This is a genomic window from Actinomadura montaniterrae (assembly GCF_008923365.1).
GTDB classification, from domain to species: domain Bacteria; phylum Actinomycetota; class Actinomycetes; order Streptosporangiales; family Streptosporangiaceae; genus Spirillospora; species Spirillospora montaniterrae.
Genome location: NZ_WBMR01000129.1, coordinates 1 through 20,581 on the forward strand (window position 1 = coordinate 1; position 20,581 = coordinate 20,581).

Annotated in this window: 19 protein-coding genes; 5 read left to right on the top strand and 14 right to left on the bottom strand. The window is 75.5% G+C overall.

Annotated elements, in window-relative coordinates; genetic code table 11:
- Nucleotides 1–323 precede the first annotated feature (323 nt).
- The 3 genes from F9B16_RS32745 (at nucleotide 324) to F9B16_RS32755 (ending at nucleotide 3,093) form a co-directional block, all read left to right on the top strand.
- Nucleotides 324–905, top strand: a complete 582-nt coding sequence (locus F9B16_RS32745; protein WP_151544098.1) for a DUF5998 family protein — start codon at nucleotides 324–326, stop codon at nucleotides 903–905.
- Between the two features lie 18 nt (nucleotides 906–923).
- Nucleotides 924–2,075, top strand: coding sequence for an alkaline phosphatase family protein (locus F9B16_RS32750; protein ID WP_225992148.1), 1,152 nt, complete (start codon nucleotides 924–926; stop codon nucleotides 2,073–2,075).
- A gap of 187 nt (nucleotides 2,076–2,262) precedes the next feature.
- Nucleotides 2,263–3,093 carry a sulfurtransferase gene (locus tag F9B16_RS32755; RefSeq protein WP_225992149.1) on the top strand — a complete coding sequence of 277 codons (831 nt, stop codon included), beginning with the start codon at nucleotides 2,263–2,265 and terminating at the stop codon, nucleotides 3,091–3,093.
- Nucleotides 3,094–3,145: 52 nt separating this feature from the next.
- Here F9B16_RS32755 and F9B16_RS32760 read toward each other — a convergent pair whose 3' ends face one another.
- From F9B16_RS32760 to F9B16_RS32775, 4 genes are all read right to left on the bottom strand, one after another.
- Entirely contained in the window at nucleotides 3,146–5,740 is a 2,595-nt protein-coding gene (locus F9B16_RS32760) for a CHAT domain-containing protein (RefSeq protein ID WP_225992150.1), read from the bottom strand.
- Entirely contained in the window at nucleotides 5,737–6,201 is a 465-nt protein-coding gene (locus F9B16_RS32765; protein WP_151544100.1) for a hypothetical protein, read from the bottom strand. The genes F9B16_RS32760 and F9B16_RS32765 overlap by 4 nt, the downstream gene beginning before the upstream one ends.
- The gene (locus F9B16_RS32770) at nucleotides 6,198–6,746 is read right to left on the bottom strand and encodes an RNA polymerase sigma factor (RefSeq protein ID WP_225992151.1); all 549 of its coding nucleotides are present in this window, start codon (nucleotides 6,744–6,746) and stop codon (nucleotides 6,198–6,200) included. Before F9B16_RS32770 ends, F9B16_RS32765 begins: the two co-directional genes overlap by 4 nt.
- Nucleotides 6,747–6,846: 100 nt before the next feature.
- On the bottom strand, nucleotides 6,847–8,010 hold the full coding sequence (locus F9B16_RS32775) for a S8 family peptidase (RefSeq protein WP_151544102.1): 1,164 nt from the start codon (nucleotides 8,008–8,010) through the stop codon (nucleotides 6,847–6,849).
- 285 nt (nucleotides 8,011–8,295) lie between these two features.
- Between F9B16_RS32775 and F9B16_RS32780 the strand changes: the two genes are divergently transcribed.
- Nucleotides 8,296–8,790 (top strand): DUF3145 domain-containing protein, encoded by a 495-nt coding sequence (locus F9B16_RS32780; RefSeq protein WP_151544103.1) that lies wholly within the window; start codon nucleotides 8,296–8,298, stop codon nucleotides 8,788–8,790.
- 338 nt (nucleotides 8,791–9,128) lie between these two features.
- On the opposite strand, the gene F9B16_RS32785 is transcribed toward F9B16_RS32780, so the two are convergent.
- The 10 genes from F9B16_RS32785 to F9B16_RS32830 form a co-directional block, all read right to left on the bottom strand.
- Complete coding sequence (locus F9B16_RS32785; protein ID WP_151544104.1) at nucleotides 9,129–10,436, bottom strand: beta-ketoacyl-[acyl-carrier-protein] synthase family protein; 1,308 nt, start codon at nucleotides 10,434–10,436, stop codon at nucleotides 9,129–9,131.
- A 151-nt stretch (nucleotides 10,437–10,587) separates the two neighbouring features.
- Nucleotides 10,588–10,839 carry an acyl carrier protein gene (locus F9B16_RS32790; protein ID WP_151544105.1) on the bottom strand — a complete coding sequence of 84 codons (252 nt, stop codon included), beginning with the start codon at nucleotides 10,837–10,839 and terminating at the stop codon, nucleotides 10,588–10,590.
- A 57-nt stretch (nucleotides 10,840–10,896) separates the two neighbouring features.
- Nucleotides 10,897–11,862, bottom strand: coding sequence for a beta-ketoacyl-ACP synthase III (locus F9B16_RS32795; RefSeq protein ID WP_192809104.1), 966 nt, complete (start codon nucleotides 11,860–11,862; stop codon nucleotides 10,897–10,899).
- Nucleotides 11,859–12,773: an ACP S-malonyltransferase gene (locus tag F9B16_RS32800; RefSeq protein ID WP_151544106.1), complete on the bottom strand. Its 915-nt coding sequence runs from the start codon at nucleotides 12,771–12,773 to the stop codon at nucleotides 11,859–11,861. Before F9B16_RS32800 ends, F9B16_RS32795 begins: the two co-directional genes overlap by 4 nt.
- 91 nt (nucleotides 12,774–12,864) lie before the next feature.
- Complete coding sequence (locus F9B16_RS32805) at nucleotides 12,865–14,046, bottom strand: PucR family transcriptional regulator (RefSeq protein ID WP_151544107.1); 1,182 nt, start codon at nucleotides 14,044–14,046, stop codon at nucleotides 12,865–12,867.
- Between the two features lie 55 nt (nucleotides 14,047–14,101).
- Nucleotides 14,102–15,037: an alpha/beta hydrolase gene (locus tag F9B16_RS32810; RefSeq protein ID WP_225992152.1), complete on the bottom strand. Its 936-nt coding sequence runs from the start codon at nucleotides 15,035–15,037 to the stop codon at nucleotides 14,102–14,104.
- Nucleotides 15,038–15,176: 139 nt separating this feature from the next.
- Nucleotides 15,177–16,331, bottom strand: coding sequence for an acyltransferase family protein (locus F9B16_RS32815; protein ID WP_225992153.1), 1,155 nt, complete (start codon nucleotides 16,329–16,331; stop codon nucleotides 15,177–15,179).
- Nucleotides 16,328–17,296, bottom strand: a complete 969-nt coding sequence (locus F9B16_RS32820) for an alpha/beta hydrolase (protein ID WP_151544109.1) — start codon at nucleotides 17,294–17,296, stop codon at nucleotides 16,328–16,330. The genes F9B16_RS32815 and F9B16_RS32820 overlap by 4 nt, the downstream gene beginning before the upstream one ends.
- 161 nt (nucleotides 17,297–17,457) lie before the next feature.
- Nucleotides 17,458–18,141, bottom strand: coding sequence for a response regulator (locus tag F9B16_RS32825; protein WP_151544110.1), 684 nt, complete (start codon nucleotides 18,139–18,141; stop codon nucleotides 17,458–17,460).
- Nucleotides 18,138–19,451: a sensor histidine kinase gene (locus F9B16_RS32830; protein WP_151544111.1), complete on the bottom strand. Its 1,314-nt coding sequence runs from the start codon at nucleotides 19,449–19,451 to the stop codon at nucleotides 18,138–18,140. The genes F9B16_RS32825 and F9B16_RS32830 overlap by 4 nt, the downstream gene beginning before the upstream one ends.
- An 83-nt stretch (nucleotides 19,452–19,534) precedes the next feature.
- On the opposite strand from F9B16_RS32830, the gene F9B16_RS32835 reads away from it, so the two are divergent.
- On the top strand, nucleotides 19,535–20,560 hold the full coding sequence (locus F9B16_RS32835) for a PHP domain-containing protein (RefSeq protein ID WP_225992154.1): 1,026 nt from the start codon (nucleotides 19,535–19,537) through the stop codon (nucleotides 20,558–20,560).
- Nucleotides 20,561–20,581 lie beyond the last annotated feature (21 nt).

Here is a 20,581-nt window from a genome sequence, read left to right on the forward strand (position 1 = left end):
CGGGACGGGCCCGGGCGGCTGGGGCGCGGGGCCCGGCATCGGGCCGGGCGGCGGCTCGGTCGGCGGGACCAGCGGTTCCGGTGCGGGGGCCGGGTCCGGTGTCGGCGGGGGCACCGGCCGCGGGGTGGGCAGCGGATCTCTCTCGTCCATGCGACCTCCGTACCCGCGTGCCCCTCGGGTACCCGTGCGGGCCGTGCTTCGGGCCGTGCTTCGGTCGGCGCTTCGGTCGGCGTGTCGGCCCGCCCCGGCCCGGCGCTCCGACCCGTGCCCGGGCCCGCGCCGGGCATGTGCGCGTCCGGCCCCGGACAGGGCAGGATAGGGGCATGAGGGAAACCCGAGCGACCGCTCACGGTTTGCGCACGGCGATCGAGCGCAGCGGCTACTACCCGGCCCTGGTCGCGGACGCGGTCGAGTCGGCCATAGGGGACGAGCGCGTCGTCGCGTACGTCGTGCACCACGAGGCGACGTTCGACCCCGCGATGGAGGTCCGGCGGCACGTGACCGTACTGGTGCTGTCCGCGTCCCGGCTGCTGGTGTGCCACACCGACGAGCACCCGCCCGGCGAGGGCATGGAGCGCCCGCACGCGTCCACCACCACCGAGGCGGTGAAGCTGGAGCGCGTCCAGTCGGTCGCGGTGACGCGGGTCGTCCCGGACCCGGCCTCCTACGTGCCGGGGGTGCCGCCGACCGAGGTCGTCCTGACGATCGGGTGGGGCGCCATCGCGCACATCGACCTGGAGCCCGCGACCTGCGGCGACGAGAACTGCGAGGCCGACCACGGCTACACCGGCAGCGTCACCGCCGACGACCTGTCGCTGCGGGTGAGCGAGGCCGCCGACGGCGCCGACGCCGTCGCGCAGGTGCTGGCCTTCGCCGAGGAGCTGTCCGCGGCGACCGCCCGGTGAGCACCCGATGAGCGCCCGGTGAGCGGGGCCCCGGCGCCGCCCCCGCCGCCTCCGGCGCCCGTGCCGCCCGTGCCCCGGTACGGGACGGGCGCGCTCGCCGACGTCCCGGTGTCGGTGCTGGCGGCGCTGGGCGTCCCGGACGCGGTGAACGTGCTGGGCCTGCCCGTGCTGCCGCGCGCCTGCGTGCTGCTCGTCGACGGGCTCGGCTGGGAGCAGTTGCGCGCCCATCCGGACGAGGCGCCGTACCTGACCGCGATGGGCGGCGGCCCGATCACCGCGGGGTTCCCCGCGACGACCGTCACCAGCCTCGGGTCGCTCGGCACCGGCCTGCCGCCCGGCGGGCACGGCCTGCTGGGCCTGCAGGTCGCCGTCCCGGGCACCGGACGGCTGCTGAACTGCCTGCGCTGGCGGGACGACTCGGTCGACCCGGAGCATTTCCAGCCCGCGCCGACGATCTACCAGCGGGCCGCGGCGGCCGGTGTCGCGGCGGCCTACGTGTCCCTCGGCCTGTACCGGAACTCGCCGCTCAGCCGGGCCACGGCCCGCGGTGCCGACTACCTCGCGGCGGACAGCCTGGGCCAGCTCGTCGGGCGGGCCGAGCGGGCGCTGCAGCGCGGTGGCCGGTCCCTCGTGACCGTCTACCACCCGGACCTCGACTCGACCGGGCACAAGTTCGGGGTGGGCTCGCCGGAGTGGCGGCACCAGCTGCGGTTCGTGGACGTCCTCGTGCAGGAGCTCGCCGCGGTCCTGCCGCCGGGCTCGGCGCTGTACGTGACCGCCGACCACGGCATGGTCGACCCGTCGGAGCGGATCGACGCCGACACGGTCCCCGAGCTGGGCGAGGGCGTGGCCCTGCTCGGCGGCGACGCGCGCTGCCGGTACGTCTACAGCGAGCCGGGCGCGCACGACGACGTCCTCGCCGCGTGGACGGCGATGGTCGGCGACCGGGCGTGGGTCGTGCCGCGCGAGAAGGCGGTGGCGGACGGCTGGTTCGGCCCGCTCGCCCCGGGGATGGCCGAGCGGGTCGGCGACGTGATCGCGGTCCCGCACGCGGACCTGGCGATCGTGGCGTCGGAGCGGGAGCCCTGGCTGAACGGGATGATCGGCATGCACGGCTCGCTCGTCACCGCCGAGCAGATCGTGCCGCTGCTGTCGGCGACCCGCCCCTGACCCGCGCCCCCGCCCCGGGACCCGCGGCGCGCCGGGCCGCCGCCGGCCTGGGTGGCGCTGACCTGGGATGTCGCGGGATCCGTGCTGGTCACGGCGTGTCCCGGGGGCGGCGGTGCGTAGGCTGCCGGTCGTGACGAACCCCGCCGAGCCCCTCCTCAATCCGGGCGACGAAGGTCAAACTGGCGATGTGCACCCTCTCATCGAAGTGCCCGCGCTGGACCGGCTGCTCCGGCGGCAGACCCCCTTGGTCCTGCTGGACGTGCGTTGGCATCTGGCGGGGCCGCCGGGAATCGACTCCTACCGCAAGGGCCATCTCCCCGGGGCCGTGTTCGTCGACCTGGACCGGGACGTGGCCGGGCCGCCGGGGCCGGCAGGGCGCCATCCGCTGCCCGCGTCCGGTGACTTCGAGGCCGCGATGCGGCGCGCCGGCGTGTCGGGGGACCGGCTCGTCGTGGTCTACGACGACGCCGACTCCACGTCCGCCGCGCGCGTCTGGTGGTCGCTGCGCTATTTCGGCCACGACAAGGTCCGCGTGCTGAACGGCGGTTACCGGGCCTGGACGGAGGCGGGCCACGCGGTCACCACCGAGGAGCCGGACGTGAAGCCGGGCGACTTCTTCGCCCGTCCGGGCCGGCTGCCCGTGCTGGACGCCGAGGGGGCGGGGGCGCTGGCGACGGCCGGGGTGCTGCTGGACGCCCGCGCCGCCGAGCGGTACCGCGGTGAGACCGAGCCCGTCGACCCGGTGGCCGGGCACATCCCGGGCGCGCGGAACGCGCCGACGTCGGGGAACGTGGGGGTGGACGGCCGGTTCCTGCCGCCGGAGCTGCTGCGCGAGCGGTTCGCGCAGCTCGGCGCGACCGACGCGCTGGACGTCGGCGCCTACTGCGGCTCCGGGGTGACGGCGGCGCACGAGATCCTGGCGCTCAACCTCGCGGGCATCCCCGCGGCCCTCTATGTCGGGTCGTGGTCGAACTGGGTCGCCGACCCCGGCAATCCGGTCGCGACCGGCGATACCTGATCGGACGGGTCCGTGGCCGCGCGTTACGCGCCGGCGGCCACGGACCCGGCCGTCATCCCGAGCCGAAGCAGAGGAATCCGGCCACGCCGGGCGCGCGCGGGACGGCGGCGAGCGCGCGCGACGGCGGCAGCCCCGACGCCAGCCCGGTGTGGAACGCCGACATGAACTCTGGGGTCGTGGCGTCCCGGACGGGCACGACGCTGGCGATCACGGTGGCGGCGCCGAGGGCGAGCAGCACGCCCGCCATCCCGACGGTGGCGTCGCCCTCGTCGGAGCGGCCGATGTCGCACGCCGACAGCACCACGACGCGGGGCGGCGCCGCGAGCGCGTCGAGGTCGTGGACGGTGAGGGGGCCGTCGGCGAGCCGCAGCCGCGAGAACAGCGCGTTGCCCTCGCGGAACTCGCCGTGGGCGGCGATGTGGGCGAGCGCGGCGCCGTCCAGTGCGTCGCGGACGGGTTCGGCGCGCGCGCTCGGGCCGTCTAGCACGAGCGCGCTGGGGTGGACGCCGCGCAACGCGGCGATCTCGCGCCCGGCGTGGGCGAGGCCGGGGCCCGCGACCAGGACGGTACGCCCGCCGGACGGACGGTCCGTGCGGGCGCTCAGCCATGCCGCGGCCGACGGGACGACGGTGAACGGGCGCCCCGCGAGCGACGGCAGCACCGCCCAGGGCAGGCCGTGCAGCGGCCCGACCGGGGCGATCACAAGGTCGCTGCCGGCGACCTCGGCCAACACAGGCGCCAGCAACAGCCGGTCGAGCCGCTCGGCGGACTCCGTGACGGCGGTGAGCGCGGCGGGATCGTCGTCACCCGCGAGCCGGCCCAGCGCATAGCGGATCAGCCCGGTCTCGCGGGCGACGGCGTCGTGCTCGCCGAGCCGGTGCCCGCGGATCCGGCCGCCGGCGACGGTCACCGCATGCAGTTCGCCGCCGACGGCGACGAGCTCGACGAGCGCGCGGTCGCCGAGCGCGGCGGCGATCTCGGCGGGCTCCGGTGCTTCGGGTCCGGGCGGCCCGCCCGGGCGGCGGCGGGTGTGTGCGCTGACCTTCGCCTCCAGGTCCGCGAGGTCGGCGGCGAGCACGGACGGGACGCCGCCGGCCGCGGCGTCGTAGGTGTGCGCTGCGCTGAGCGCCCGCAGCGCCGCGAGCGCCCCGGCCCGTTCGGGATCGGCGGGCGGCCGCAGCCGGTGCGGGCGGGCGATGGCGCGCCGCCGCTCCTCCAGGGCCAGGAGTTCAGCCGCGGACCCGGCGAGGCCGAGCCCGAGTGCGGCCAGCTCGCCCGCGAGTCCCGCAGCGCGGGCCCGCAGGTCCAGCGCGCCGAACGCCTCCGCGTGCCGCGCGGCCGCCTCCAGCCCGGCCCGGACGGCGCCGACCGCGCCCGGGACGTCGCCGCGCGCCGAGCGTTCGAGCGCGGCCGCGTGCCAGCCGGCGATCCGGACCGCGGCGGGGCCGTCCGTGCCGTCGACTCCCGCGAGCAGGCGGCCAGGCGGCCTGCCGAGGGCCATCGCCACCCGCGCCGCGATGACGCGGGTCTCGGCGGCGGGACCGGCCCACCCGCCGTCGCCCAGCAGGTCCGCCGCAGCGGTGGCGTCCGCCAGCAGCGCCTCGGACCGCTCGCCGGACTCCCAGCGCGCCTTGATCAGCACCTGCTCCGCCAGCGGGATCCAGCCGGGACGCTCCTGCTCGGCGAACGCGTCCCGCGCCTGCGCGGCGCTCTCGGCGGCCCGCCCGGGATCGCCATCCGCGAGTTCGGCGTGCGCGCGCAGGAGGAGGGCGTCCGCGACGTCGCACCGGTAGCCGTGCGCCCTCGCCGCGTCCAGGGCCGCGTCGAGAAGCGGCCGCGCCTCGCGTGGCAGGCCCGCCACGATGAGGGTCTCCGCCTGGTCGAGGCGGCACTGCGCCAGCCGCTCTCCAGCCAGGAGCGGCTCGGCCTCCGCGTACAGCCGGAGCGCGCGCGGGACGTCCCCGCGCCGCGACACCGCGAACGCCAGGTTGCCCTTGGCCATCGCCGTCTGATGCCGCAGCCCGGCGGCCTCGCCGACCGCGACGGCCTCCGCTAGTGCCTCCTCGGCACCGCCATAGTCGCCTTGCATCGCCCGCGCGAGCCCGATGTTGCTCAACAGCCCGTTGAGCGCCGCCCGGTCGTGCCCCTTTCGCAGCCCCGCGAGCGCGCGCTCGGCGACGTCGTGCGCTTCAGCGACCCGGCCTGCGCGGGCCAACGCGCAGGCCTTGTTGGCCGCCAGGCGGTCCGCGTCTTCGCCGTGCAGGACGGTCTCCGCTTCCTCCGCGTGTACCAGCGCCCCCGTGAGATCTCCGCGCGCGGCCAAGAGACCTACCAGGTTCATCCGGACCTTGGCGGCGGCATACGGGTCTGGACGCGTGTCACCCGTCCATGAGTCGTCCGCGAACACCGGCCATGCATCGTCCCGGGACTCCGCATCGGCCATCGCCCGCCCGGTCGCCAGATCGAGAGCCCGGTACAGGAAGGCCAGTCCCTCCTCCAAGCGCCCCAGTTCCTTGCACGCCAGGCCCGCGATCCGCAGCGCGAGGATGTCGTCGCCCCGCTCCAGCAGCGCCGTCGCGCGGGCGTGCGCGGTCGCCGGGTCGATCGCCGCCAGCCACAGCAGCGCTCGCTCGTCCTCGCCGCTCATACGCGGACCCAGCTCGTGACGACCGACGCACCGCCCGGCAGCCGGAACAGCAGGCTGACCAGCCCCTCCGGCACCTCCGGAAGGCAGAACATCCCGGTCGGCCCGGTCCGCCCGGCCGCCCGCCCCGCCGGGAGGTCGCGGTGCCGGACGACGATCTCGGCGCTCGCCGGCGGGACGAGCCGTCCGGTGATCTCGCGGTGCCGGCCCTCGCCGGTGACCTCGATCTCCACCGCCGCCGCGACCGCCGGCCCGGCCGCGCAGCCGAACGTCAGCGACCGTCCCGTCCCGCCGCGCACGCCCGCCGCCGGACGCACCGCGCCGTCGTGGCGCAGCTCCGCCAGCGCCGCCGCCGGCGTCCGCCACGCGAGCGCCGAACGCGCCGCCGCGAGCACGCCCTCCGGTACCGGGTCGAGGGCGTCGAACGCGGCCCGCGCCCCCGCCATCAGCTCCTCGTCGTTCACGGGACGAGCCTCCGCAGCGCGGCCAGGCAGCGGGCCCGCGTCGGGCCGACGCTGCCGACCGGGATGCCCAGCGCCGCCGCCAGCTCCGCGTAGCTCGCGGCCTGGGCGAACAGCCGCAGCAGCGTCCGGCAGCGGCGGGGGAGCGCCTCCAGCGCGGCGCCGACCCGGCCGAGCCGGTCCCGGACCGCCGCCACCTCGTCCGGCCCGGACGGGTGGCGCGCGCCGAACGGCACCGGCGCGAAGTCGCGGGTCCGCCGCCGCAGCAGCGCCCGGCACTCGTTGCGCGCCGTCGTCGCCAGCCAGCATCCCGCCGCCGACGGGTCGTCGAGCGCGTCGATCCGTTCCACCAGCCGCAGCCAGGACGTCTGCACCACATCGCCCGCGTCGGCGTCGCCCAGGCCGTGCGCGCGGGCGATCGACCACAGCAGCCCGCTGTACCGCTCGACCAGCCGCGCCCACGCGGCGCCGTCGCCTTCCCGAGCCCGCACCACCAGCGCGCTCGTATCGTCGTCCTGCAGAGTCCCGTCGTCCTGCAGAGTCGCCAAGAGGTCTCCCGCCACGTGATCGCCTGACATGAACTGATCACCCTAAGTGGGAAATTGACCACGCTCCGTGCGCGGTTACCGCTTCGCCATCGGACCGTGCTCAAGAACTGATGAGTACGCCGAGGTCGGGGAGCGTGTGGCAGCGCGCCGGATCGAGGACCCGGTCGGCCGCGGACGGCGCGTCCAGCCCCTCCGCGGCGGCGAGCCCCGCGATCCGTCCCGCCACGGCGGGTGCCGCGAACGATGTCCCGCTCCACGTCGCGTATCCCTCGAACCGGTCCGCATCGGTACCTCCGGAGGGGGCGCGCGGGCCGTCGAACCAGACGTGCGTGCTCGCGACGTCCACCCCCGGCGCGCAGGCGTCCACCCACCAGCCGTAGTTGGAGAACCAGGCCCGGTCGTCCCCGTCGAGCGCCGCGACCCCGATGACCGGCTTCATCGCGGCTGGCCAGAACGGGCGCTCGCTCGCGGTGTTCCCCGCGCACGCCACCACCACCGTCCGGCGGCCGAGCGCCGCGATCGCCCTCGCCAGCACGGGCGACGGGCGGTCGTCGAAGGTGTGGCAGCCGAGCGAGATGTTCACCACGTCCGCGCGCCCCCAGGACGCGAGCCGGGTCAGCGCCCGGATGACCTCCAGTTCGTCGCCGACGCCGTCCCCGCCGATGACGCGCAGCGCCCGCAACTCCGCCGTCGGCGCGTGCCGCAGGATCACGCCCGCGATGAACGTGCCGTGCCCCGCCTGCGCGTCCAGTTCGAGGTCGAGGTCGGCGTCGAGGACCTCCGCCACCTCGTCGCGCTGCTCGCGGAACCACGCGGTGTCCTCGTACCAGGGGTGCGGCGACAGTCCCGTGTCCAGGATCGCGACCGTCACGTCCCGGCGCGCGCCCGCCGCGACCGGGGCGGGCAGCGGCGGCGCCGGCCGCGGCCGGTCGGCCGGACCGCTCCACCACATCGGCTGCCCGTGGACGAGATGGTTCGGCGACACGCTCAGCGTCCGATGGCGGCCACCACCGGACAGTTGCGCGGCCAGCTCGCACACGTCCACCTTCGCGGACGGCCGCAGCCGCAGCCGCGTCGCGCCCGGCTCGTCCTCCCGCCCGTCGCACCAGCGCCGCACGAGGCTCTGCGCGGCGCCGGCGTCCCGTCCGGAGACGAGTACCTGGTCGCGGCGCACCAGCGTCCGCCTCCCCGGCACCGGCTCCACCACCATCGCGTCACGGTGCCGCACCAGCAGCCGTTCCAGCCGCGCCTCCTGGTCGAGCATCGCCCATCCTCCCCCTGCCACGGACCCGCCACTCATCGTGCCGGAGCGCGGACGGAAGGTGATGACCGAACGCGCCGAATCGGCGGCGCCGCGGCCGTGCGAGGGCCTACGCTGGTCGGCCGAGGCCGGTGAACGGTGCGCATCGCGTGGTCAAGGGTTCGGCAAACGGCCCACTCACGGTGGTGCGACCGGGGCCGATGATGCACAATGAGGGACGCGGACGCCGTCTTGGGACGTACGAGGCCGTAGGGGAAGACGAGCCTCGGTACAGATCCAGGAGGTCCGGTGACCGCACGTGGCGTTTTCTACGTCCACTCCGCGCCACCTGCGCTGAGCCCGCACATCGAGTGGGCCGCCGCAGGTGTTCTCGGCGTGCCCGTTTCCCTTGAGTGGGCTGATCAGGCGGCCGCGCCGGGGACGCTGCGCGCCGAGCTTCATTGGGAGGGCAGGCCGGGCACCGCGGCAGGGATCACCTCGGCCCTGCGCAACTGGAAACTGGTGCGGTTCGAGGCCACCGAGGATCCGACGCCGGGCAGCGACGGCGTCCGCTACAGCTTCACCCCGTCCCTCGGGGTGTTCAGCGGCGTCATCGGCGCCAACGGCGACATCATGGTGCCCGAGGACCGGCTGCGGTCCGTCATGGCCAACGCCGCCGTCGGCAAGACGACCCTGGAGCACGAGCTCGACCGGCTCCTCGGCACGCCCTGGGACAACGAGCTGGAGCCCTTCCGGCGCGCCGGAGACGGCGCTCCCGTGCGCTGGCTCCACGCGGCCGTCTAAGGCGCCGAGCCGCCGTCCTTCCGGCGGCCCGCGCGCGGAGCGTGCCCGTCCCGCAACTCGCATGCTCCCGTCCAGGGCCGCCCCTCCGGGGCTCCGGGGCGCCCGCACTCCGCGGAGCGCCCCTCACGGCTTTCACCGAGCGCCTCGCAGCGCGCGGCGCCACGCCCGCCCGAGCGCGGCGCCCCACGTCCGCCAGGGCAGGTGCTACGTACGCCAGGGCACGTGCCACGCGCCAGAGCGCCGTGGCGCGCGGGGCAGGAAGCGGGCATGCGGAACGGCCCGGCGGGTCCGAGGGTTCGGACTCACCGGGCCGTTGACGTACGCGGTCCCGCGGAGCGTCAGAGAGCGCGCTCGAAGGCGACCGAGACGTTGTGGCCGCCGAAACCGAACGAGTTGTTCAGCGCCGCGGCGGGCCCGTCCGCGAGCTTGCGCGGCTCGTCCCGCACGATGTCCAGGTCGACCTCGTCGTCGAGGTCCTCCAGGTTCGCGACCGCCGGGACGAGGCCGTCCCGCAGCGCCAGGATCGTGAACACCGACTCCAGCGCGCCGGCGCCGCCCAGCAGGTGGCCGGTCATCGACTTGGTCGCGGTGATGGCCACCTTCGCGGCGGCCTCCTCGCCGAGACCCGCCTTGATGGAGTTCAGCTCCGCGACGTCGCCGGACGGGGTCGAGGTGGCGTGCGCGTTGATGTGCACGACGTCCTCGGGCCGCAGCCCGGCGTCGGCGAGCGCCCGCTGCATCGCCTTGGCCTGGCCGCCGCCGCTCGGGTCCGGCAGCACGATGTCGTAGGCGTCGTTGGAGTAGCCGCAGCCGGCGGCGACGCCCTGCACGCGGGCCCCGCGGGCCCGGGCGTGCTCCTCCGACTCCAGGATGATCATGGCGGCGCCCTCGCCGAGCACGAAGCCGTCGCGGTTCTTGTCGTACGGCCGGGACGCGCGCGCCGGCTCGTCGTTGCGGGTCGACATCGCCCGCATCCGGCCGAACGAGGCCATCTGCAGCGGGTGGATGCACGACTCGGTGCCGCCGCAGATGACGACGTCGGCGCGGCCCGCGCGGATCATGTCGATGGCGTAGCCGACGGCCTCGCCGCTGGACGCGCACGCGCTGACCAGGGCGTGCGAGCCCGCGGTCGCGCCGAACTCGATCCCGACGTGCCCGGACGCGCCGTTCGGCATCAGCATCGGCACGGTGAACGGCGACACCCGCGACCAGCCCTGCTCGCGGAACACGTCGTAGCTGTTCAGCGCGGTGTGCAGGCCGCCGATGCCGCTGGAGACGACGACGCCCAGCCGGTCGCCGTCGACGACGAAGCCGCCGGGCACCCCGGCGGGCTCCTCGTTGCGCATGGTCTTGTTGCTGACCGCCGGCGCGAAACCGGCGTCGGTCCACGCCTCGCGCGCCGCGATCAGCGCGATCGCCTGGCTGCGGTCCAGCCGGCGCAGCGACTGCTTCGGCATCACCTCGGCCGGGTCCACCTTCAGCGTGGCGGCGAAACGCACCGGCAGGTCCTCGACGCCCTCCCAGTCCAGGCTGCGGATCCCGGACTCTCCGGCGAGCAGGGCGGACCAGGTCGACGGCAGGTCGCCGCCGAGAGGGGTCGTTGCACCGAGACCGGTCACCACGACTCTGGTCTGGCTCTTGCTCATAGATGCTCCTTGCGGACTGGAGGGGGAGTGGAGGCAGGGCGCGCCCGGCCCGGATCCCCGGCGGGGCCCGTGCGGGCCCGTCCGGGCGGCCCGGCGGCGCGCCCTCCCTGCGGCCGGCCCGTGCGGCGCACGGCCCGGCCACCGGCCGGAACTAGCTCTGGAGCTTCTGGACGAAGTTGATGACGTCCTGGACGCTCTTGAGGTTGCGCAGCTCGTCGTCGGGGATCTCGACGCCGAAGCGGTCCTGCGCGGCCACCGCGATCTCCACCATCGACAGCGAGTCGATGTCGAGGTCGTCGATGAAGTTCTTCTCCGGGGTGACCTCGGACTTGTCGATGCCGACGATCTCGTCGATGATCTCGGCGAGGCCGTCCAGGATCTGCTGTTCGGTGGCGACTGCCATGGTTCTGAGTTCTCCTTCGATGGGGTTGGTCCAGAGCCTGCGAGCAGGCGTGACGGCCTACGGGATCTGGATGACTTGGGCAGCGTAGGACAGTCCGGCGCCGAACCCCACCAGGAGGGCGGGGGCGCCGGACGGCACGTCGCCGCGTTCGATCATGCGGGAGAGGGCCAGCGGGATGGAGGCCCCCGAGGTGTTGCCGGAGTGCACGATGTCGTCGGCCACCACGGCGTTGGTGGCCTTCATCTTGCGGGCGATGGCCTGGATGATCCGCAGGTTGGCCTGGTGCGGGACGACGGCGGCGAGGTCGCCGGGGGCGATCCCGGCGCGCTCGCACGCCTCCAGCGCGACCGGCGCGATGGCGGTGGTGGCCCAGCGGAACACCGCCTGGCCCTCCTGCCGGATGAACGAGTGCCGGTCGTCGATGATGATCTTGTCGTAGTTCTCCCCGGCGCTGCCCCACACGACCGGGCCGATGCCGGGCGACTCGCTGCCGGTGACGACCGCGGCGCCCGCCCCGTCGGCGAAGATGATGCTGGTGGAGCGGTCGGTCCAGTCGATCCACTGGGACATCTTCTCGGACCCGATCACCAGCACGTTGCGGGCGCTGCCGGCGCGGACGGCGGCGCTGGCGGTGCCGAGCGCGTAGCAGAAGCCGGCGCAGGCGGCGTTCAGGTCGAAGGCGCCGGGCGCGTCGATGCCGAGCCGGTGCGCGACCTGCGGCGCGTGCCCGGGCATCGGCGACTCCGCCGAGCAGGTCGCGAGGATCACCAGGTCGATGTCGGACGGGTCGAGGCCGCTGTTGGCGAGGGCCTTGCCGCCCGCGTGCACACCGAGCTCGACGATGCCCTCGTCGTCGCCGGCGATCCGCCGCTCCTGGATGCCGACGCGGGTGCGGATCCACTCGTCGTTGGTGTCGACGGTCCGCGACAGCTCGTCGTTGGTGACGATCCGCGCGGGCCGGTAGTCGCCGAACGCGAGGATGCGGGCGCCCGCGGCCGCCTCGGGGATGCGCAGCCCGGTCATGCCGCGTCCGCCTTGATCAGCTCGCGGGCCTTCTCCAGGTCGTCGGGGGTCTTGAGGGCGACCAGGTCGATGCCCTTCAGCTCGCGCCGGGCGAGCCCGACGAGCGTCCCGGCCGGGGGCAGCTCGATGATGCCGGTGACGCCGATCTCGCGCATCGTCGCCATGCACGCGTCCCACCGGACGGGGGCGCTGACCTGCTCGACGAGGCGTGCGACGAAGTCGCGGCCGGACGTGACGACGGCGCCGTCGCGGTTCTGCAGCAGCCTGGTGCGGGGGTCGGCGACGGGGGCGCCGGGGGCGAGGCGGCGGAGGGTGTCGACGGCGGGGGCCATGTGCTCGGTGTGGAAGGCCCCGGCGACCGACAGCGGCCGCAGCCGCGCCTTCGCGGGCGGCTCGTCGGCGAACTTCGCCAGCTTCTCCATCGTCCCGGCGGCGACGACCTGGCCGGCGCCGTTGACGTTCGCGGGGGTGAGGCCCTGCTTGTCGATCGCGGCGAGCACCTCGTCGGCGTCGCCGCCGAGCACGGCCGTCATGCCGGTCTCGGTGACGGCGGCGGCCTCGGCCATGGCGCGGCCCCGCTCGCGGACGAGCACCAGCGCGGCCTCGGGGGACAGCACCCCGGCGATCGCCGCGGCGGCGAGCTCGCCGACGCTGTGCCCCGCGACGGCGCCGGGGACGCCGTCCTCGTAGAGCACCTCGTAGGCGGCGAGCGCGGCGGCGACCAGCAGCGGCTGCGCGACGGCGGTGTCGCGGATCTCCTCGGCGTCGGCGGTCGTCCCGTACCTGACCAGGTCCAGCCCGGTGACGGCCGACCACCAGGCCAGGCGGTCGGCGACTCCGGGTATCTCTAGCCATGGCTGCAGGAAGCCGGGGGTCTGGGCGCCCTGGCCGGGCGATGCGAGGAGAATCACGGCGTCCAGCCTTTCGCGAACGCCCCATTCCTCTCGATGCCGATCGCGACGAAGTTTGGTCCGGGCCCTTTGTACGACCCCTACAAGCCCGTTATGCGCGGGGCGGGCGGGCGGCGAAGCGGCCCAGGACCAGGGCGATGCGGAGCGTGAACGCGTTGCGTCCGTCGGTCGGCGCGAGGCCGGTGAGCTCCGTGACGCGACGCAGCCGGTAACGGACCGTGTTCGGGTGTACGAACAGCAGCCGGGCGGTCGCTTCCAGTGACGACCCTTGCTCCAGATAGGTGGTGAGGGTGTCGAGCAGCGGGGCGCCGGCGGCGAGCATCGGGTTGTAGACACCCTCCACCAGGTACCGGCGGGCCTCGGCGTCGCCGTCGAGGGCCCGCTCGGGCAGCAGCTCGGTCGCCGGGACGGGGCGCGGCGCGTCCGGCCAGCCGGCCGCGGCGCGCAGCCCGGCGACGGCGGCCTGCGCGGACTTGGTCGAGTCGTACAGGTCGCCGACCTTCGGGCCGACCACGACGGGGCCCGGCCCGCACTTGGCGGCGATGGGGCGGGCCGCCTCCATCGGGTCGGCGTCGCCGCCGACCACCACGATGACCCGGTGCCCGTGCACGCCGGCGAGCACGTCGGCGCGGGCGCGCCGGGCGGCCAGCTGCATCTGGTCGATGGTGACCTCGGGCTCCTCGTCCTCCGGGGTGTACCCGGCGATCACCGTGACGGGCTTGGACGTCCAGCCGAGCGCCGCGGCCCAGGAGTGCATGCCGTCGTCGACCTCGCCGCGCAGCACCGCGTTGACGACGAGGGCCTCCAGGCGGGCGTCCCAGGCTGCGCGGGTCTCGGCCGCGCGCGCGTACACCTGCGCCGCGCCGAACGCCACGTCCCGGGTGTAGCGCAGGATGGCCTCGCGGAGCTGGGCCTCGCCGCCGGGCGCGGCCAGCTCGTCGAGGCGGGTCTCCACCACCTCGATGATCACCCGGATCATGTCGATGGTGTGGTGCAGCTTGATGGACCGCAGCAGCTCGCGGGGCGCGGTGCCGAACACCTCGCCGGCGATCGCGGGCCGGGTCCGCTCGTTGCTCTTGAACCACTCGACGAACGCGGCGATGCCCGCCTGCGCGACCAGCCCGATCCAGGAGCGCTGGTCCGGCGGCATCCGCCGGAACCAGGGGAGCTGCTCCTCCATGCTGGTCAGCGCCGCGGTGCCGAACGTGCCCATCGCCTTCTCCAGGCGCTGGGTGGTCTGCTCGCGGATCTCGGCCTCGCTTGCGGTGTCCACCTCCCCAGAGTGCCATCGAACAGGCGATGATCCGTCCCCGAGTGAGGGATTCCTGTCAGCCGCGGACCACCGCGGGGGCGTCGCCGAGGGCGATCTCGGTGAGGTTGCGCAGCGGGAGGGAGCCCGGCGCGAGGTAGTCGCTGTGGCCGCCGGCGCCCGCGGCGAACACCCGGGCGCCGAAGCCGCGGGAGACCGGGTCCGGTCCGAGCCCGAGGCCGAGGATCCGCACGTGCGGGACGTCCTCCATCCAGTCCGTCGCGCCGCGGCCGGCCCAGACGCGGGCGGTGCGGCTCAGGTCGGCGGCGGACCACGCGGTCGTGCCGGGGCTGCCGTACAGGGCGATGTCGCTGACCTGCCGCCATGCGGCGGCCGTGCGGCCGGCGTGGTGGCCGAGGGCGGCGCGCCCGCAGACGACGGAGCCGTAGCTGTGGCACAGCAGCGCGACGCGGGCGGCGGGGTTGACGCGGCGCATGCCGGCGAGGAAGTCCAGGAGCTCGCCCGCGCCCTCGCCGGCGCGCTGGTCGGTCAGGACGTCGCCGCTGAAGGTCTTGGGGGCGGCGTAGCCGAGCCACGCCACGACGGCGAGGCCCGGGTCGGCGGTGATCGACCGGGCACGGGAGTAGACGGCCCGCGCGCCCCCGCCCGGTGTGGACCAGGGCTTGCCGCCTCGCCGGTCGAACGCGGTCAGCGTCGTGTCGGCCCCTGGAACGAGCACCGCGACACGGCGCGCGTGCGCGAGATCGCCGACGACCTCGATGGCCCGTCCACGGCCGCGAGGGTCGAAGTACAGGAAGCGGCGGCCCGGTGCCAGGAATGCGCCCAGCGCGCGCGCCCGCCCGTCGTCGCCGACGCTGCGCGCCGTCTGGAGCGCCTCCTCGATCGACCGGCGCTCGGTGGCGAACCGGACGTCCAGCGTCGACGCCGCCATCGACGGGACGGCGGCGGGGGCCGCGTACGGGTCGGCGTGGCCGGTCCCGGTGGTGGTGAGCATGAGGGCCGAGATGGAAACGACGCAGGCCAGCGCCCGTCGTAGCCGTCGGGCGCGCCTCGGTGTCGTCTTGCGTGGCGGCGGCATCTTCGGCCTTTCTACCATCCGGGGCCGGTGGCGGTTTCCGGCCGGGCGGCTGCGTTCAGGAGGCTCGTGGTGAGATGCGCGGTGCCGCCGCGGAGTTCGCGCCGCCGCCGTCCGGGCGTGGCGCCGGGCGTTCGAAGCGGTGCGCGAGCGCGTGGAGCGCCGCCAGCACGAGCGCGAAGACCGGCGGCCAGAGCAGCCGTTCCGCGAGCCAGGACGGCCCGTCGGGCGCGGTGTGCAGCCCGGCCAGGCTACCCACCGTGACGAGCGCCCCGACCGTGGTGATCATCATGGCCGTCTGGTGCCAGAGGAAGATCGTCATCGCCGAGCGGTTGGCCGCCGCGACGCACGCGCGCACGCGGGGACGCCGCGTCCAGGCGGTGAGCGGGCCGTGCAGCAGCAGCGCGAGGCCGGTCTGGGCGAGGCCGAACGCGACCGCGGCGAGCGTCGGCGGGCTCAGGTTGGACACCGGCTCGCCCGGCACGCCGACCATGCTCGCCGGATAGCCGGCGAAGATCACCAGCAGCGCGGCAGCGGCGGCGCCGCCGGACAGCAGGACGAGCCCGGTGCGGCGGGAGCGCAGCGCGCCGTGCGCCCAGCCGGTGCCCAGGTAGAACGGCAGCAGCCAGCCCGTCAGGACGGTCGCCCAGCCGATCCATCCGGGTGCGCCGAGCCCGAACCGGCCGAGGTCGATCGCGGCGGTCGCGGCGACGAGCAGGAACGCGCCCCACAGCCCCAGCCGCCGCCACGCCGCGACGACGAGCGGGGCCAGCGCGGTCAGCGCCGCGTACACGCCCAGGAACCACAGCGGGCTGAGGACCAGCCCGATCAGGGTGGTCACCGAGCCGCCTGAGAACCCGGCCGCCCGCAGCCCGGCGACGACCGGGATCCAGGCCGCCGCCAGGACGGGCAGCGGGCGCGCCAGCCGCGCGAGGCGCCGCCGCAGCCGCGCGTCCCACGGCTCGACCGGCCGCAGCCCCTTCGCCGCCGAGTAGCCGCCGACCAGGAAGAACAGCGCGAGCGTCTGCAGCGCCCAGGACAGCGGCGCCAGCTCCGGCATCGCCTTCAGCGGGCTGGTGACGTGCAGGACGCGGCCGTCGCCGGACGCGACGAGGGCCGTCACGAGCCAGTGCCCGAGCACGACGCCGAGGATCGCGAAGGCGCGCAGCGCGTCCACCGCCCCGTCGCGGGAGAGCGCGGGGCGGGCCGTCACCGGGTCACCTCCGCGTCCCGGCCGAGCGCGATCAGCGCGAGGTTGCGGAGCGCGACGGTCCCGGGCTTCAGGTAGGCGCTGTGCGGGCCGGATCCGGCGTCGAAGCGGCGCGCGCCGAAGCCCGGCGAGACCGGGTCGGCGCCGAAGCCGATCCCGGCGAAGCTGACCTTCGGCACGTACTGCGTCCAGTCGCCCGTGGACCGGCCCGCCCAGACGCGGGCGGACGGCCCGAGGTCGGACGCCCGGTGCGCGGTGACGCCGGGGCTCCCGAACAGGGCGATGTCGTCCACCGGCGCGGCGCCCAGCCCGCGGGCGGCCTTCCCGCAGACCACGGACCCGTAGCTGTGGCACAGCAGCGCGATCCGCGCGCGCCCGTTGACGCGGTGGACGCCGGTGAGGAACCGGCCGAGCGCGCGGGCGCCGGCGGCGGCGCGGCCACCGGTCAGCACCTCGGGGCTGAGCGTCCGCGGCGTGCGGTAGCCGAGCCAGGCGACCACGGCGATCCGCGCGGCCGGGGCGTCGGCGCGCGCCTGCCGGTACAGGGCGCGGCTGCCGCCGCCGACGAACTTCGGCGAGTCGAAGTTGGCGAGCGCGGTGTCGGCGCCCGGCACCACGACCGCGATCCGGTCCGCGGAGGCGAGGTCCCCGAGGACTTCGACGGCCAGGCCGCGGCCGCGCGCGTCGAACGCCAGGAACCGGCGGCCGGGCGCGAGGAACGCCGACAGGGCCCGCGCCCGGTCGTGGTCGCGGACGCGCCGCGCCGTCGCCCAGGACCGCGCGATCTCCGTGCCGGTCGCCTGGTAGCGGGCGTCCAGCGTCGCGGACGACAGGGCCGGGAGCGGCGCCGGGCCCGCGTACGCCTCGGCGTGCCCGGCGGCGGCGGTGGTCGAGGCGGCCACCGTCAGCACGGCGGCGGCCGTGACCGCCCTGGTGCGCCGGCCGAGGGCCGGGTGCCCGCTGCTCATCCGACGTCCTCCCTGGTCAGTGGTGAAGCACTGACCAGGACGCTAGGAATCGGACGCCGTCGCGCGGATCACCCGGCAGTGCCGTCCTGCGGCCTGCGACCCGGGTATGACGGGCGATACCTCGGAGGGCGCCCGGCACCCCGGAGGGCGCCCGGCGGGCGTCAGTCGCCGGGGCGGACCAGGCCGACCTCGTAGGCGTACACGATCGCCTGCGGCCGGTCGCGGAGCCCGAGCTTCATCAGGACGCGCCCGAAGTGCGTCTTGACGGTCTGCTCGGCGACGACGAGCTCCGCCGCGATCTCGCCGTTGGACAGCCCCCGGGCGACCAGCCCGAGCACCTCGGTCTCCCGCTCGGTCAGCTCCTCCAGCCGCTTGCGGGACGGGACGCGCGGCCCGCCCAGCCGGGAGAACTCCGCGATCAGCCGCCGGGTGATCGACGGGGACAGCAGCGCGTCGCCCGCCGCCACGATCCGGACGGCGTCCGCCAGCTCCGCCGCCGACGCGTCCTTCAGCAGGAACCCGCTGGCTCCGGCGCGCAGCGCCTCGTAGACGTAGTCGTCCAGGTCGAACGTGGTCAGCATGAGCACCTTCGGCCGGTCGTCCCCGCCCGCCGGCGGCATGCCGGTGCCGTCGAGGAGCCGCCGGGTGGCCTCCAGGCCGTCCATCACCGGCATCCGCACGTCCATCAGGACGACGTCGGGCCGCAGTTCGGCGACGCGCCGCAGCCCCTCCTCGCCGTTCACCGCCTCCCCGACGACCTCGATGTCGGGCTGGGCGTTCAGCAGCACGCCGAACCCGGTGCGGACCATGCCCTGGTCGTCGACGATCACCACGCGGACCGTCACGTCGCGGCCCGCGCCTTCACCGGAAGGGTGGCGTTCACGGCGAATCCTCCGTCCGCGGTGGGCCGGGCCGACATCTCGCCGCCCAGCATGGCCGCCCGCTCGCGCATCCCCATCAGCCCGTGGCCGGTGCCCTCAGGAGAGGGGGTGGGGACGTGGCCGTCGCCCGGCGGGCCGTTGACGACGCCGAGCCGCAGTATGCCGTCCGCCCGGATCGCCGCGACCGCCACCTTCGACCCGGGCGCGTGCCGCATCGCGTTGCTCAGCGCCTCCTGCAGGATCCGGTACGCGGTGAGCCCGACGCCCGGCGGCAGCCCGTCGAGGTCGCCGGAGAGCCGCGTCGTGACGGTCAGCCCGGCGCCGCGCGCGTGCGCGACCAGCTCGTCCAGCCGTTCCAGGCTCGGCTGCGGCGCGGTCTCGGCGCCGTCCTCGGAGCGCAGCACGCCGAGGATGCGCCGCATCTCGGTGAGCGCGTCCAGCGCGGTCGCGCGGATCTCCGACAGGTCGCGGCGGGTCTCGTCGGGGACGGACTCGACCTTGTACGGCGCGGCCTCCGCCTGGATCGCGATCATCGACATGTGGTGCGCCACCACGTCGTGCAGCTCCCGGGCGATCCGCTGCCGCTCGGTCAGCACCGCCTCGGCGGCCTGGTGGCGCTTCTCCTGCTCGACCAGCTCGCGGCGCTGCTCGGCCAGCTGCGTCCGCGAGGTGTTGCGGAGCCGGACGGTGTACCCGGCGACCAGGGCGAGCAGCAGGATGACGGTCGCGCCACCGGCGGTGTCGGCGTCCTTGACCCACACGCCGGCCAGCGACAGCAGTCCCACGCCGATGGTGATGTCCCGCGCGCACCGCACCGCGACCGTGTACAGGCACACGATCGCGGCGAACGTCCCGGCCGGGAGGTACGGGACGGTCAGCCAGTCGCCCGCCGGGATGACGGCCATCGCCACGAAGCTCAGCCGCCACGCCCCGAGCGGATGCCGGTCGCGCAGCGCGAGCGGCAGCGTCACCGCGATCGACGCGACGAGCCGTACGAGCGCGTCGACGTGCACGCCCGGCCGCGCCGGCTGCGGCGTCGCGAGCAGCGAGTTCGTCCCGGCGGCCAGGGCGATGGTGAGGCCGATGCCGACCACGTTGACGACGAGGCCGTACGGCAGCCGCCCGATCCCGAGGAACCGCGTCCAGCGCAGCACCGCCGGCCACGGGCGGTCCGGCGGGACCGGATCGGCCTCGCCGGTCACGGCCGCGGCGAGGACGCCCCACAGGAGGCTGTTCGGCGCCGGGGACGCGCCGTCGTTGTTCTGCCCGGCCATGTGCCCAGGCTAGAGACACCGCGGCGGGACCCGTATGCCTCCACGGTGCGACGTGTCCGTCATACCTGGGTACCGTGCAGGGCGTGGAGCCCGTCGAAGCGCTGCGGCGCATCGCGTTCCTGCTGGAGCGCGCGCATGAGCCGACCTACCGCGTCCGGGCCTTCCGCAAGGCCGCCGATCTGGTCGAGGCGACGGCGCCGGACGCGCTGCGGGACCGGGCGCGCGACGGCACGCTGACCGATCTGCCCGGCATCGGGAAGGTCACCGCGCTGGTGATCGAGGAGGCGCTGCGCGGGGAGACCCCGGTCTACCTGCGCCGGCTGGAGGCCACCGAGGGCGAGCCGCTCGACGAGGCGACCGCCGCGCTGCGCTCGGCCCTGCGCGGCGACCTGCACACCCACAGCGACTGGTCGGACGGCGGTTCGCCGATCCGGGAGATGGCCGAGACGGCGCGCTCGCTCGGTCACGAGTACCTCGCCCTGACCGACCACTCGCCGCGGCTGACCGTCGCGAACGGCCTGTCCGCCGACCGTCTCCGCCGCCAGCTGGACGTGGTCGCGGAGCTGAACGAGGAGCTCGCGCCGTTCCGGATCCTCACCGGCATCGAGGTCGACATCCTCGACGACGGCGCCCTCGACCAGGACGCGGACCTCCTCGACCGGCTGGACGTCGTCGTCGCGAGCGTCCACTCCAAGCTCCGCATGGACCGGGTCGCCATGACGAAGCGGATGGTCGCGGCGATCGCGGACCCGCGCGTGAACGTGCTGGGGCACTGCACGGGGCGGATCGTGAAGGCGGGCGGGAAGCGCGGCGGGCTGCGGCCGGAGTCGGAGTTCGACGCGGCGCTGGTCTTCGACGCCTGCGCGGCCTACGACGTCGCGGTGGAGATCAACTCGCGTCCCGAGCGCCTCGACCCGCCGAAGCGGCTGCTCCGCCTCGCGGTCGAGGCCGGGTGCCGCTTCTCGATCGACTCCGACGCGCACGCGCCGGGGCAGCTCGACTGGCAGCACTTCGGCTGCGAGCGCGCCGCCCGCTGCGCCGTCCCGGCCGGCCGGGTGGTCAACACGCTGCCCGCCGACGAGCTCCTCGGCTGGTCCCGCCGCGCCTGATCGTGCGCTCCACCGGCCCGT